Source organism: Pseudomonas sp. B21-021, from assembly GCF_024749205.1.
GTDB classification, from domain to species: Bacteria; Pseudomonadota; Gammaproteobacteria; order Pseudomonadales; family Pseudomonadaceae; genus Aquipseudomonas; species Aquipseudomonas paraglycinae.
Map to the genome: position 1 here is coordinate 4129536 of NZ_CP087192.1, position 14460 is coordinate 4143995.

The 14460-nt window shown below is 60.8% G+C and carries 13 protein-coding genes; 5 read left to right on the forward strand and 8 right to left on the reverse strand.

Going from position 1 to position 14460, the window contains the following annotated elements:
* The first annotated feature begins 186 nt into the window (after positions 1 to 186).
* From LOY31_RS18485 to LOY31_RS18500, 4 genes are read left to right on the forward strand one after another with little or no spacing between them, the layout of a single operon-like run.
* A complete protein-coding gene (locus LOY31_RS18485) occupies positions 187 to 315 on the forward strand; it encodes a hypothetical protein (RefSeq protein WP_007951477.1) in 129 nt (42 codons plus the stop codon).
* A 50-nt stretch (positions 316 to 365) separates the two neighbouring features.
* Positions 366 to 1589 (forward strand): YcaO-like family protein, encoded by a 1224-nt coding sequence (locus LOY31_RS18490; protein ID WP_258712005.1) that lies wholly within the window; start codon positions 366 to 368, stop codon positions 1587 to 1589.
* Positions 1586 to 2536: a trans-aconitate 2-methyltransferase gene (locus LOY31_RS18495; protein ID WP_258712006.1), complete on the forward strand. Its 951-nt coding sequence runs from the start codon at positions 1586 to 1588 to the stop codon at positions 2534 to 2536. The genes LOY31_RS18490 and LOY31_RS18495 overlap by 4 nt, the downstream gene beginning before the upstream one ends.
* Complete coding sequence (locus tag LOY31_RS18500) at positions 2533 to 3411, forward strand: alpha/beta fold hydrolase (RefSeq protein WP_258712007.1); 879 nt, start codon at positions 2533 to 2535, stop codon at positions 3409 to 3411. The genes LOY31_RS18495 and LOY31_RS18500 overlap by 4 nt, the downstream gene beginning before the upstream one ends.
* A gap of 43 nt (positions 3412 to 3454) precedes the next feature.
* Here the strand turns inward: LOY31_RS18500 and LOY31_RS18505 are convergent, their stop codons facing one another.
* The 6 genes from LOY31_RS18505 to LOY31_RS18530 are packed head-to-tail and all read right to left on the reverse strand — an operon-like array spanning position 3455 to position 9407.
* Positions 3455 to 5197: an ABC transporter substrate-binding protein gene (locus LOY31_RS18505; RefSeq protein ID WP_258712008.1), complete on the reverse strand. Its 1743-nt coding sequence runs from the start codon at positions 5195 to 5197 to the stop codon at positions 3455 to 3457.
* A 47-nt stretch (positions 5198 to 5244) separates the two neighbouring features.
* Positions 5245 to 5517 (reverse strand): DUF2160 domain-containing protein, encoded by a 273-nt coding sequence (locus LOY31_RS18510; protein WP_039767461.1) that lies wholly within the window; start codon positions 5515 to 5517, stop codon positions 5245 to 5247.
* A 10-nt stretch (positions 5518 to 5527) separates the two neighbouring features.
* A complete protein-coding gene (locus LOY31_RS18515) occupies positions 5528 to 6328 on the reverse strand; it encodes a carbohydrate ABC transporter permease (protein ID WP_007951486.1) in 801 nt (266 codons plus the stop codon).
* A gap of 9 nt (positions 6329 to 6337) precedes the next feature.
* Complete coding sequence (locus LOY31_RS18520) at positions 6338 to 7204, reverse strand: carbohydrate ABC transporter permease (RefSeq protein ID WP_007951487.1); 867 nt, start codon at positions 7202 to 7204, stop codon at positions 6338 to 6340.
* Complete coding sequence (locus tag LOY31_RS18525) at positions 7201 to 8313, reverse strand: ABC transporter ATP-binding protein (RefSeq protein WP_007951488.1); 1113 nt, start codon at positions 8311 to 8313, stop codon at positions 7201 to 7203. Before LOY31_RS18525 ends, LOY31_RS18520 begins: the two co-directional genes overlap by 4 nt.
* Positions 8313 to 9407 carry an ABC transporter ATP-binding protein gene (locus LOY31_RS18530; RefSeq protein ID WP_007951489.1) on the reverse strand — a complete coding sequence of 365 codons (1095 nt, stop codon included), beginning with the start codon at positions 9405 to 9407 and terminating at the stop codon, positions 8313 to 8315. The genes LOY31_RS18525 and LOY31_RS18530 overlap by 1 nt, the downstream gene beginning before the upstream one ends.
* Before the next feature lie 270 nt (positions 9408 to 9677).
* On the opposite strand from LOY31_RS18530, the gene LOY31_RS18535 reads away from it, so the two are divergent.
* Positions 9678 to 11543: a sigma-54-dependent Fis family transcriptional regulator gene (locus LOY31_RS18535; RefSeq protein ID WP_258712009.1), complete on the forward strand. Its 1866-nt coding sequence runs from the start codon at positions 9678 to 9680 to the stop codon at positions 11541 to 11543.
* A gap of 16 nt (positions 11544 to 11559) precedes the next feature.
* Here the strand turns inward: LOY31_RS18535 and LOY31_RS18540 are convergent, their stop codons facing one another.
* Positions 11560 to 12771 carry an MFS transporter gene (locus LOY31_RS18540; protein WP_258712010.1) on the reverse strand — a complete coding sequence of 404 codons (1212 nt, stop codon included), beginning with the start codon at positions 12769 to 12771 and terminating at the stop codon, positions 11560 to 11562.
* A 292-nt stretch (positions 12772 to 13063) separates the two neighbouring features.
* Positions 13064 to 14446: a cysteine--tRNA ligase gene (gene cysS, locus LOY31_RS18545; protein ID WP_085690018.1), complete on the reverse strand. Its 1383-nt coding sequence runs from the start codon at positions 14444 to 14446 to the stop codon at positions 13064 to 13066.
* Between the last annotated feature and the right edge of the window lie 14 nt (positions 14447 to 14460).

Consider the following 14460-nt stretch of genomic DNA (forward strand, 5'->3'; position numbering starts at 1 on the left):
ACGCAGTGCTGCCCCCCAGAAACACGTCCGCCCGGCGTCAATTCACGTTTTATCAGTACGTGTTTCGACACCGCTGAAACCCGCGGCTGGAAACGTCTGGACATTTTTGACCCCGCCCTCACCGCCCTTTTAGATTCGGCTCGTGCTTGCAACAGCACTCCCAAACAACAACCAAGGAGCAACATCATGGGCTACATGGGCAGCTTGAACGCAAACCCTATCGATGAACTGGAAGAGCAGGAAGCACCCTCGCCAGAGCAGATCGAAGCGCTGCAACTGACCGAGGAAGAACAGGCGGAACTCAACGCCGAGTGACAGAACCCGCGGGGGCCTTGCGCCCTCGCGGGCTTTCCAGGAAGGGAATCATGGACAAGACAACGTTGGCCGAGCGTGAGCTCACCGCCGATCAGGCAGAACGGCGTATTCACACCGAACTTTCACGCCTGGGCCTCACACCGCACACCCGCACCCTCGGCAGCAAAGTGGTTGCCGTTCAGGCGAGTCTTCATGGCGACGACAACCGTCATGCCCGTGGCTCCGGCAAGGGCTATGCGGATCAGGCGCACCTGGGCGCGCTTTATGAAGCGCTCGAGCACTACTGGACGGATGAACTCTGTACCTACGATGTTCACCACGAGACGGAACGCTATTTCAAAGACACGCCGGTGTTTGCCGATGACTCGCTCCTGCACAGGCTCACCTGCCAGCAAAACGTGCGCATCACCTGCCGGACCTATGTCTGTCCGCCGTGGCATGACCGGTTTTCCTATCCGTTGGCGCTGACCTCGCCGAACGGCTCACGTTTGCCCTCGTCACCGGGCATGGCGGACTACCGCGCCGTGCAGCGCTACGCCAGCAACAACGGCACCGCGATTGGCGCCACTTACAACGAAGCGATGCTGCACGCCGCCAACGAATGCATCGAGCGCGACGCCGTATCGTTGTTTCTGCTCGATCATTTTTATTACCAGAACCATCCACCACTGCGACGGGTGGCGCGCCTCGCTGAAAGCGACGAACTCGGTCGTCTATGGGCCGATGCCGAGCAGGAAATCGACGGCGAAATCGTGCTGGTGGATATCAGCACCGAGTTCATGACCCGGACCTTTCTGGCGTTCACGACGAAGCCGGGGCCTCATCCACAGGTATTCGGTAGTGGCAGCTCCCTCGAACCGCGCCATGCGGCGTGGCGGGCGCTCACTGAACTGGTGCAGTTGCAACTCAGCGCCGCCGAACCCGAATACCGACAGACGCTGAACAATGCGCTGCGCAACCTGCAGCCTTTCCCGCGCCTGCTGCGCTGTGCGCAGTTCGATCCGCAGACGCTGCTGCATCGCTGCATTCAACACGAGGTGAGACTGGCGGATTCCGCTAAAGACCTGACGGTGCAAAATCAACTGCACTTGCTGACTCAAGACCTGCGGATTCATGGCCGTACGCTGGGTGCAGCCGTCCTGCAGCGAACCGAGCTCGGCACCACCCTGCTCAACGTGGTGATCCCCGGACTGGAGCGCTTCTTCGTGGTCTCCAGCGGCAACGTCGTCATCCCGCAAGCGAGGGGCCGGACATTGGAGAGGCCAGCCCCATGAACCGACTTGATCGCACCCGGGAGCTGACATTGGCTCGTTCGATGCGCCTTTACCTCAACGAGAACGGCGCTGTTGGCCACTACCTCGAACCACGCGGCAGCGGACTGCATCACGTTTTTTTCCTGCGGGTGAACGATGAGCTCTGGGTCGGCCGCAAGCTCCTGCAACGTGACCGGCATTTTCGATGGCAGGCCAGCAGCGCGCTCAACCCCGGCATGTTGTTTGGCCCGCATCTCCACTCATTGTGGGGTGATGACGGGTTGTCGATCGGGTATCGGACGGTTTCTCCCCCAGAGAAGGCTCGGGTCTTCGAGCACGCCTTGCATCAGGCTGACAGCGAGATCCTGTTTCCCTTTCCACTGCTGGATGAGATCGGTCGGGAGGCGGTCTGCCCAGCAGACTTCTGGCAATGCAACGAATCACTGGCCGAACAGCTGAACACCGACGAGCACCACTTGCGCGAATACTGCGCCGGGCTGCTCCAGGCCATCACTGAAAAAGGCGCACTGATTTACGACCCGGCCTGTTCGACCGGCGCGTTCATCGCCCACCTCGCCCGCGCCCTCCCCGACTGTCTGTGCCTGGGCAGTGACCGTTCGGCCTCGATGATCGAACACGCCAGGCGCTGGCACAGCGGGATCTCCGTCGAATTCGACGTGCTGGAGGCGAGTGAAGCTTTCGATGCCGGGATTCGCTGCGATGTCTTGATCCTGCGGTTCCTCAACGCCGAAGTCTTGACCCGCCGGGAAGCCCAGACCGCATTCGAGTCGCTGATCCGCTGCGTCAATCTCGGTGGCACGATCCTCGTCTTCGGTCACACCCCGGTGCTGATTCCGGTGACCTGGCTTGCCTCCCTCCACCACCTGAAACTTGAATCCAGCGTCGCGGCGCGACCGGGGCAGGTCGAGCTGTTCCAGTTCTATCGTCTGACGGTTCCGACGCCATGAGCTTTTCCCTGCACAGCCGAGGTTATTACCCGACCGGCGACGGCCATCAACTCTATTGGGAACGCCATGGTGTTCCGGGACACGAACCGGTGTTTTTCCTCCATGGCGGCCCCGGCGGGCGTATCAGCCGCCACCATTTGCAGTTCTTCGAACCGGATAGGTTCGACATCATCCTGTTTGACCAACGGGGCTGCGGACGCTCGACGCCCTACGGCGAACTTCGGGATAACACTACCGGGCTGTGTGTCGAAGACATCGATGCCCTGCGCCAGCATTTCGGCTTCGAAAAAATCAGCGTGCTGGGCGTGTCATGGGGTAGCTGGCTGGCGATTCAGTACCAGCAGCGTTACCCGCAGCACCTGCTGAAAACCAAGCTGGTCTCGGTATTCGTGCCGTTTGCCGACAATGTCCGGGCCTACGATCAGGCGCTCAATGACGGGCTGGCGCAATCGCCTCAAACGTCGTCAGGCCATCGCGCGAAGGACATCTACCGGATCCTCGGCGAAGGCTGTCCATCGCAGCAACACCGCGCCGCCATCGAATGGTTGAACGCTGTTCTACGTCGCACAGGGCAGACGATCTGCCCCGACACTCTGGAGCGTTTCGTCGATCAGGAAGCGGTGCTCGCGATCCGTCTGGAACTGCATTACCACCTGCAGAACTACTGCTTCACACCAAAGGATGAAGACCTGACCCTTGACGACAACACCCTGCTGATCCAGGGCATCCGCGATACCCATGGCATGGCCAGCGTGCGCTGGCTCAGGCAACGCATGAACATCCACTGCCGGTTGCTGCACGCCGGGCACAACGCCTTTGAAAACGCTCTCCTCAAAGCGGTGCGTCGGGCGGTGAAACGTGAAATCGAGGGCTAAAAAAAACGGCACCCGAAGGTGCCGTTCCGCCCCGCAAAAAACCTTACTTGCGTGCCGCCTCCCACGACTTGAGCAGTTCGTTGTAGCTCACGGTTTCGCCTTTCGGTTTCTCGTTGGCCAGTTTCGGTTTTGGTGCGCCCGGCTGGTCGAACCAGTATTGCGCGTCGCGCTCGGGGTTCATTTTCGGTGCGCACACCGCTTGGGCCTTGGAGCGTTCCAGACGGGTCATGATCGCGTCCTGATCCTTGGCCAGACCGTCGAGGGCCTGTTGCGGGGTCTTCTCGCCGCTGGCGGCTTCGGCGATGTGGCTCCACCACAGTTGTGCCAGACGTGGGTAGTCCGGCACGTTGGTGCCGGTCGGCGTCCATTGCACGCGGGCCGGGCTGCGGTAGAACTCGACCAGACCACCAAGCTTCGGTGCCAGATCGGTCATCGCTTGCGAGTTGATGTCCGACTCGCGAATCGGCGTCAGGCCGACGATGGTTTTCTTCAGCGACACGGTTTTCGAGGTCACGAACTGCGCGTACAGCCAGGCCGCGAGTTTCTGTTTCTCAGGCGTGGATTTCATGAAGGTCCACGAGCCCACGTCCTGATAACCGAGTTTCATCCCCTCTTCCCAGTACGGCCCGCGTGGCGACGGCGCCATGCGCCATTTCGGCGTGCCGTCGGCGTTGACCACCGGCAGGCCCGGTTTGGTCATGTCGGCGGTGAAGGCGGTGTACCAGAAGATCTGCTGGGCGATGTTGCCCTGGGACGGCACCGGGCCGGACTCGGAGAAGGTCATGCCCGCCGCTTCCGGTGGCGCGTATTTTTTCAGCCAGTCGACATATTTGGTGGTAGCAAACACCGCGGCCGGGCCATTGGTGTCGCCGCCACGAGTGACGCTGGAGCCGACCGGATGACAGTCTTCGACGCGAATGCCCCACTCGTCAACCGGCAAGCCGTTCGGCAGGCCTTTGTCGCCGCCACCGGCCATGGAGAACCAGGCATCGGTGAAGCGCCAGCCGAGCGACGGGTCTTTCTTGCCGTAGTCCATGTGCCCGTAGATGCGTTTGCCGTCGATTTCCTTGACGTCTTCGCTGAAGAATTTGGCGATGTCTTCATAGGCCGACCAGTTCACCGGCACGCCGAGTTCATAGCCGTACTTTTCCTTGAACTTGGCTTTCAGGTCGGCACGTTCGAACCAGTCGGCGCGGAACCAGTACAGGTTGGCGAACTGCTGGTCGGGCAATTGATAGATCTTGCCGTCCGGCGCGGTGGTGAAGGAGATGCCGATGAAGTCCTTGATGTCGAGGGTCGGCGAAGTGAAGTTCTTGCCTTCGTTGGCCATCAGGTCGGTGATCGATTCGGTCTTGCCGTAGCGAAAGTGCGTACCGATCAGGTCCGAGTCGTTGACCCAGCCGTCGTAGATGTTCTTGTCCGACTGCATCACCGTCTGCATTTTTTCCACGACGTCGCCTTCCTGCAGCAGGTCGTGGGTCAGCTTGATCCCGGTGATTTCGCTGAAGGCCTTGGCCAGCACCTTGGATTCATATTCGTGGGTGGTCAGGGTTTCCGAGACGACTTTGATGTCCATCCCGCGAAACGGCTCGGCCGCCTTGATGAACCACTTCAGTTCTTCGAGTTGCTGCTCGGCCGTCAGGGTCGACGGCTTGAACTCGCTGCCGATCCATTTTTTTGCGGCATCTTCGTAGGCGTCGGCCCAGGCGGACGCGCTCAAACCGCTGAGTGCCAGCATGGCTGCCAATGAAATGCTATGTCGCAGCTTATTTTTCTTATCGAACATAGAGACCTCCTGTTAGGTTTTCGGAGCAAGATTGCCGAGCGATTCGACTAGCCCCAACGCATCACAGCCAACAGCCACACCAGGGACAACGCGGACGCTACCCAGATGCTCCAGTCGGTCACGCCGATTACCAGCAGATGCAGGTAGGCGCTGCCGAGAAGACCGATGAACAAGCGATCGCCACGGGTGGTGGCAATCGGCAGAAACCCTCGCCGCAAGATGCTCGGCGAGCGCAATTCCCAGGTGGTCATGCCCACCAGGATCAACCCGATCACGATGAAAAACGCCGCCGTCGGGACGGTCCAGCTCATCCATTCCATCATCAGTTCCTCAGACCCGGCCCAGGGCAAAGCCCTTGGCCACGTGGTTGCGAACGAACCAGATCACCAGCATGCCGGGGAGAATAGTCAACACCCCCGCCGCCGCCAGTACACCCCAGTCAATGCCGGACGCCGACACCGTGCGCGTCATCACCGCCGCGATCGGTTTGGCGTTCACCGAGGTCAGCGTGCGCGCCAGCAGCAGTTCGACCCAGGAAAACATGAAGCAGAAAAACGCCGTCACACCGATGCCGGAGCCGATCAGCGGAATGAAGATCTTCACGAAGAACTTGGGAAAGCTGTAGCCGTCGATGTAGGCGGTTTCGTCGATTTCTTTCGGCACCCCGGACATGAAACCTTCGAGGATCCACACCGCCAGCGGCACGTTGAACAGGCAGTGCGCCAGCGCCACGGCGATGTGGGTGTCGAACAGGCCGATCGACGAGTACAACTGGAAGAACGGCAGCAGGAATACCGCCGGCGGCGCCATGCGGTTGGTCAGCAGCCAGAAGAACAGATGCTTGTCGCCGAGAAAGCGGTAGCGGGAAAACGCGTAGGCCGCCGGCAGTGCCACGGTCAGAGAAATGATCGTGTTCAGACTGACGTAGTACAGCGAGTTGATATAGCCGGTGTACCAGCTCGGGTCGGTGAAAATCACCTTGTAGTTCGCCAGCGTGAAATCCTGTGGGAAAAGGGTCAGTCCGCCGAGGATTTCGGTATTGCTCTTGAACGACATGTTCAGCAGCCAGTAGATCGGCACCAGCAGGAACAGGATGTAGAGCAGCAGTGGAATCAGCTTTCTTTTGCTCATGGCCGGGCCTCAGCGGTTGGCATCGTTGTGGGTCATGGCGGTATAGAACAGCCAGGACACCAGCAGGATGATCAGGAAGTACACCAGCGAGAATGCCGCCGCCGGCCCCAGGTCGAATTGGCCTACGGCCATCTGGGTCAGGGTCTGACTCAGGAAGGTCGTCGAGTTACCCGGTCCGCCACCGGTGAGTACGAACGGCTCGGTATAGATCATGAAGCTGTCCATGAAGCGCAGCATCACCGCGATCAGCAGCACGCTCTTCAACTTGGGCAGCTGAATGTGCCGGAACACGGCCCAGGCCGAGGCCCGGTCGATGCGCGCGGCCTGGTAATACACATCGGGAATCGCCCGCAGCCCGGAGAAACACAACAGTGCCACCAGTGAAGTCCAGTGCCAGACGTCCATCACCAGCACGGTGACCCAGGCGTCCATGGTGTTGGCCGCATAGTTGTAGCTGATGCCCATGGCATTGAGGCTCGAACCCAGCAGGCCGATGTCGGCGCGGCCGAAAATCTGCCAGATGGTGCCGACCACGTTCCACGGAATCAGCAGCGGGATCGCCAGCACGATCAGCACCACCGATGACCAGCGGCCCTTGGTCGGCATGGTCAGCGCAATGGCGATGCCGAGCGGGATTTCGATCAGCAGCACACACGCCGAGTAGATGAACTGGCGCAGCAACGAGTCGTGCAGACGCGGATCGAGCAGCACCTGCTTGTACCAGTCGGCGCCGACGAAGTAGCGGCTGGACTGGTCGAAGATGTCCTGCACCGAATAGTTGACCACGGTCATCATCGGGATCACCGCACTGAACGCCACCAGCAGGAACACCGGCAACACCAGCCACCAGGCTTTGTTGTTCTGCACCTTGTTCATGGCTGTACCTCGCTGTCGGTGGCATCCAGCAGAAATTCGTCGGCATAGACCATCAGCCACTGCGCCGGAAAACTGATGTATGCCGTGCCCTGCGGCACCGGTTTGTCCTCGGCCAGACGCACTTTCAGCGGCGCGCCGTCCAGGTCCAGGGTCATGATCTTGTAGGTGCCGAGGTCTTCGACGTGTACGACCCGTGCCTGCATCGCGTCATCAAACGGTTCGTCCCACACATGAATGAATTCGGGGCGGATGCCGACCTTCAGATTTTTCCACTGGCCGTGTTCGATATGGCGCTGCAAGCCGTCGGACAGCGGCAGGTGGGTCGAGTTGAAACCGACCCCACCCGGTTGCGGCTGCACTTCGATCAGGTTCATGCCGGGACTGCCGATGAAGTAGCCGACAAAGGTGTGGCTCGGCCGCTCGAACAATTCCCGTGGGGTGCCGAACTGGACGATCTGGCCGCCGTACATCACCGCGATCTTGTCGGCAAACGTCGAAGCCTCCAGCTGATCGTGGGTGACGTAGACCATGGTGATGTTGAACTGCTCGTGGATCTGCTTGAGCTTGCGCCGCAGTTTCCATTTCAGGTGCGGGTCGATCACCGTCAGCGGCTCGTCGAACAGGATCGCCGACACGTCATCACGCACCAGGCCGCGGCCCATGGAGACTTTCTGTTTTTCGTCGGCGGTGAGGTTGCGCGCCTTTTTGCTCAGCAGGTTTTGCAGGTCGAGGACTTCGGCGATTTCCTGCACCTTGCTGTGTACTTTCGCCTCGGCCAAGCCCTGATTGCGCAAGGGAAAGGCCAGGTTGTCGAACACGGTCATGGTGTCGTACACCACCGGGAACTGGAACACCTGCGCGATGTTGCGCTTCTCCGGCGTCAGGTCGTTGACCGCTTTGCCGTCGAACAGCACATGGCCCTGGGACGGGCTGAGCAGGCCGGAAATGATGTTGAGCAAGGTCGACTTGCCGCAACCCGAAGGGCCGAGCAAGGCATAGGCGCCGCCCTGCTCCCAGATGTGGTCCATCTCGCGGATCGCGTAATCCTCGGGCCCGCTCGGGGTTTTGCTGTAGCTGTGGGCGAGGTGCTGCAAACGGATTTCGGCCATCAGGCAACCCTCGCGACACGCCGGCCCGGTGCCTGCACCAGACGGCCCTGCGCATCGAACACAAACAGTTTATGGGTCGGGATATAGATGCGGATCGGCGCATCGACGTCGTATTCGTGAACCCCCGGCAAATGCAGCACCAGCAGGAAATGCTCGTTGCGCACGTGCAGGAAGGTTTCCGAACCGCTGATTTCCGCCACCTCGACGGTCACCGCCAGTTCCAGGTCGTCGTCGTTGCTCGGCACCAGCGAGATGTGGCTCGGGCGCACGCCAAAGCGGAACTCGCCCTCGCCCACCGGCCGCAGGTCGACGTTCAACGGAAAGTGCACGAAGTTGGCGAAACTCACTTCGTTACCGGCGATACGCCCCGGCATCAGGTTGATCGGTGGCTCGGAGAACAATTCGGCGGCCAGCACCGTTTGCGGCTGGTGATAGACCTCGGTCGACGGCCCGCTCTGGATCACCCGGCCTTCATGAAGAATGGTGGTTGTGCCGCCCAGCGCCAGCGCTTCGTTGGGTTCGGTGGTGGCGTAGATGGCGATGGTGTGGCGCGCCTTGAACAGCTCGCGCATTTCCTGGCGCAGCTCTTCGCGCAGTTTGTAGTCGAGGTTGACCAGCGGCTCGTCGAACAGAATCAGTTCGGCATCCTTGACCAGCGCCCGCGCCATGGCCGTGCGCTGTTGCTGGCCACCGGAGAGTTCCAGCGGATAGCGCTTCAGAAACTTCTCGATGCGCAGCATCTTCGCGGTTTCCTGCACCTTGCTCTGGATCTGCTCGTTGGAGATCCCGGCCTGGCGCAGCGGCGAGGCGATGTTCTCGAACACCGTCATGGTCGGGTAATTGATGAATTGCTGATAGACCATCGACACGTTGCGCAAACGCACCGGGCGCTGGGTGACGTCGACGCCGTTCATCAGGATGCGGCCGCTGTCGGGCTTGTCCAGACCGGCCATCAGACGCATCAGACTGGTCTTGCCGGACAGCGTGCGCCCGAGCAAAACGTTGAAGGATCCAGGTTCGAATTTCAGGCTCGCATCGTCGATCCAGGTCTGGCCCTCGACGGTACGGCTGACGTGCTCCAGGGTGAGTGACATGGCTCGGCCTTTTTATTATTGGAGTCAAGCGACCTGTGCTGTAGAGCGACATTCGTGCCAGAAACGGCAAGCTGTTGATTTACCGCAAAATTCGCTGGAGGCCACGCGAACCGGGGTTCGTAGCTGAACACAAGTGAACAGTCGCGACTGAACAATTGAACAGTCGGGCGATTGACAATGAACAATAGTGAACAACACTCTATGGATGCTTTTTGCTCGTCGAGCGAGCCATAACAAAAACAACAAAGCACCCTTCAGAGACTGCCAATCATGGCCGCACCTGCCCCGCCGCTTTCCCATGACGCCATCGTCCAGGACTCCTGGTCCCGTTGCCGCGCCTTCGGTCTCAATCATCAAAGCGCCCCGGCCTTCGATCAGTTGCCCGCTGCCGGCATCGCGCAGTTGCTCGACCGCCATCATTCACTGGTGCAGACCACTCACCAGGAAGTGCTGCCGTATTACGAGAACATCCTGAGCAACTCCAACTGCCTGATCATGCTGGCCGACAATCAGGGCCAGGTGCTGACGTCCTGGGGCACCCAGCGCTTTATCGAGCCGAACCTGGCGCGTGGTTTTCAGGCGGGCGCCAGTTGGGTCGAGCGCGCCAGCGGCACCAACGCCATCGGCACCGCGCTGGCCTGCGAGCAGGCGGTGCACATTGAACACGATGAACACTTTCTCAAGGCCAACCGCTTCATGACCGGTTCCGCCGCGCCGATTTTCGATGCCGAGCGCAAGGTCATCGCCGTGCTCGATGTGTCCAGCGACAGCTATCTGCCACCGTCGCACACCCTCGGTATGGTCAAGATGATGAGCCAGACCGTGGAGAACCGGTTGATCCTCAACCTGTTCCATGGTCAGCACTTTCAACTGACCTTCAACACCGGGTTGAACAACCTCGACAGCCAGTGGGCCGGGCTGCTGATCTTTGATGAGAGCGGCCAGGTGCTGTCGGCCAACCGTCGGGCCGACAATCTGTTGGGGGTGCGGTTGTCGCGGGTCAGCGTTGAAAGCCTGTTCAAGGTGTCGTTGCTGGAGTTGATCAATCAGCCGGACGGTTTGCCGTTTGCCTTGCAGACCTCCGGGCGCAATCGTTTCCAGTGTTTGTTGAAACGGCCTAAACAGGCGCCGATTCAGGCGCGCGTCTTCACTGAAACAAGAACCGCTGAAGCCATAACAGCCGAACCGAAAGTCGTCGTCCCTACGGCCATCAGCCTGAGCACGTTGCACTTCGGCGACAGCCGCGTGGAAAAAGCCGTGCGCCAGGCCGAACGCCTGCTGGAAAAGGACATCCCGCTGCTGATTCACGGCGAAACCGGGGTCGGCAAGGAAGTCTTCGTCAAGGCCCTGCATCAGGCCAGCTCCCGCAGCAAACAGGCGTTCATTGCCGTCAACTGCGCGGCGATCCCCGCCGAACTGGTGGAGTCCGAACTGTTCGGGTACGAGAAAGGCGCGTTCACCGGCGCCAACCAGAAAGGCAGCATCGGCCTGATCCGCAAGGCCGACAAAGGTACGCTGTTCCTCGACGAAATCGGCGACATGCCGCTACCGACCCAGGCCCGCCTGTTGCGCGTGTTGCAGGAGCGCTGCGTGCAACCGGTGGGCAGCAGCGAGCTGTTCCCGGTGGATCTGCGGATCATCTCCGCCACCAACCGTTCACTCAGGGAACAGGTGCAACTGGGGCGATTTCGCGAAGACTTGTACTACCGCATCGGCGGCTTGACCTTGGAACTGCCTCCGTTACGCGAGCGCAGCGACAAGCAGGCGCTGTTCAAGCGGTTGTGGGAACAACATCGCGAGCCGTCGCAGTGGGCGGGATTGAGTCGCGAGGTTCTGGAGCTGTTCGAGCGGCATCCATGGCCGGGCAATCTGCGACAGGTCAGCAGCGTGATGCAGGTGGCGCTGGCGATGGCCGAGGAACAACCGATTCGGCCCGAGCATTTGCCGGACGACTTTTTTGTCGATCTGGAGATGGAGCCGGTCGAAGTGGCCGAGCCGTTGGGCATCGACCTGAACGATGCCGAGGCGTTGAACCGGGAGTTGCAGTTGGCCGGGGGCAATATTTCCCATCTGGCGCGACGGCTGGGGGTGAGCCGCAATACGCTGTACAAGCGATTGCGGCAGCTTGAAAACTGAGTGCCCCCATAGCGGGTCAGGCCGAAACGGCGGGCTCAACGGGCGCAGCCGATGCGGCCGCCAACGTCCGCAGGCCCATCAACACCACGACCATCATCATAAGACCTGCGGCTATCGCAACGCCGAACCCTGCCCGTGCGCCCCAGGCATCAATCACCAGCCCCGCCAGCATGCCGCCCAGCGCCACGCCAATGCTGATCCCGGTGGTCATCCACGTCAGCCCTTCGGTCATTCTCGCCGCGGGGATGATGATCGTCCCCAGCTTCATGACCACCACCATGGTCGGCGCGAACGAGATGCCGGCGATAAACAACATCGCGGACAGGACATAAACATCCGGTGAGAACACCGGCAATACGCCGGTGACTGCCGTGACCAATATCCCGATAAAGAACTGTTTTTCAATCGCCAGCGACACCCGCAACGCGCCGAAGGTCAGGCCCGCCACCAGCGAGCCGAACGCATAGGCGGCGAGGATGAAGGTGGCAGCCGATGGCCAGCCCTGGGCATTGGCGAACGCTACAACGGCGACATCGATCGACCCGCCGATGGCCCCCATCGCCAGCAGCGCGAGGACAATGGTGCGAACACCGGGAATCAGCAGGGTTGATCCGCTGTTTTTCCGGTTGCCCGCCACCACTTTCGGTTCGGTCTGACGCTGCATGAGAAACGCCGTCACGCCGACGGCCAGCAGCCCCACCGCCACCAGCGGCCCGGCCTCCGCAAAGAAACTCACGCTCAAACCGATCGCCAGTGGCGGGCCGATGATGTAAGCCAGTTCGGTGAGGACCGTGTCCAGCGAGAACGCAGTGTGCAGTTGCGGCTTGCCACGAAACAGCTGCGTCCAGCGTGCGCGGATCATGGACGGCATGCTCGGCATCGTTCCCGCCAGTGCCGCCAGCACAAAAAACAACGCGGCGGGCGCCTTCAGGTGGACCGCCAAAATCAGCGCTAGCAACATGACGATGCTGAACACCGTGACGATGGGCAGCACGCGACTCTGGCCATGCCGATCGACCTGTTTCGAGATGCGCGGGCCGAGCAGCGCGTTGGCCAGGGTAAAGGTGCCAGCGACTGCACCGGCCAGCCAGTAAACGCCGGTCTGCTGCACCAGCATGGTGATGATGCCGATGCCGATCATTGCCTGGGGCAGTCGGGCGATAGAGCTCGCGAGGATCAGCCCGGTGGCGCCGGGTGTCGATACCAGCTCGCGATAGTGATTAGCCATGATTCCTCCCTTCCGGATTCGTCGCTGATGAGCATCCTGCCGCGTGCGCTATCAAGACCTATGCGAATACCAAAAGCAATCACGGACTTTGATTTTGGATCGTTCCCACGTCGAGGCGTCGAACCGTCCGCGTGGGAATGCCTCAATGGACGCTCCGCGTCCGCTTCGGCATGGGACGCGGAGCGTCCCGGGCTGCATTCCCACGCGGAGCGTGGGAACGATCAACCCGGAGTAAGCAGCAGAAAAACAAAAACCCGCACAAGGCGGGTTTTGTTTGTAGCAGGCGCAGCAATCAGTCAGCCAGACGCCAGGTCGTGCCGCCCTTGCCGTCCTCCAGCACCACGCCCATGGCGGTGAGCTGGTCGCGGATGCGGTCGGATTCGGCCCAGTCCTTGCCGGCACGTGCCGCCAGACGCGCAGCGATCAGCGCCTCGACTTCAGCTGCATCGACACGCCCTTCGGCGCCGGCCTGCAGGAAGTCATCGGCTTCGAGCTGCAACACACCCAGCACGCTGGCCAGTTCTTTCAGGCGCGCTGCCAGACCGGCCGCCGCATCGAGATCGCTCTCGCGCAGACGGTTGATCTCACGGACCATCTCGAACAGCACCGCGCAGGCTTCCGGCGTGCCGAAGTCGTCGTTCATCACCGTGGTGAAACGCTCGACGAACGCTTCGCCGCCCGCCGGTGCCACGTTCGGCAGGCCTTTCAACGCGTGGTAGAAACGCTCCAGTGCGCCCTTGGCGTCCTTGAGGTTGTCTTCCGAATAGTTGATCGCGCTGCGGTAGTGGCTGGACACCAGCAGGTAACGCACGACTTCCGGGTGGTACTTGTCGAGCACGTCGCGAATGGTGAAGAAGTTGTTCAAGGACTTGGACATCTTCTCGCCATTGATACGGATCATGCCGCAATGCATCCACGCGTTGGCGTAGGTTTTGCCGGTGGCCGCTTCGCTCTGGGCGATTTCGTTTTCGTGGTGCGGGAACTCGAGGTCGCTGCCGCCGCCATGAATGTCGAAGGTCTCGCCGAGGCAGCAGGTGGACATCACCGAGCACTCGATGTGCCAGCCCGGACGCCCGGCGCCCCATGGCGACTCCCAGCTCGGCTCGCCCGGCTTGACGCCTTTCCAGAGCACGAAGTCCAGCGGATCTTCCTTGGCTTCGTCGACCTCGATCCGCGCACCGATGCGCAGGTCTTCGATCTTCTTGCGCGAGAGCTTGCCGTAGCCCATGAACTTGCCGACGCGGTAGTACACGTCGCCATTGCCCGGGGCGTAGGCGTAACCCTTGTCGATCAGGGTCTGGATCATCGCGTGCATGCCCGGAATGTGATCCGTGGCGCGCGGCTCCATGTCCGGCTTCTTGATGTTCAGGCGCGCTTCGTCTTCGTGCATCGCGGCGATCATGCGCTCGGTCAACGCTTCGAACGACTCGCCGTTCTCGTTGGCCCGGTTGATGATCTTGTCGTCGATGTCGGTGATGTTGCGCACGTAGGTCAGGTCATAACCGCTGAACCGCAACCAGCGGGTCACCAGGTCGAACGCGACCATGCTGCGGCCATGGCCCAGGTGGCAGTAGTCGTACACGGTCATCCCGCAGACGTACATGCGCACCTTGTTGCCATCCAGCGGCTTGAAGACTTCTTTGCTCTTGGTGAGCGTGTTGTAGATCGTAAGCACGGTGTTTCCTTAAG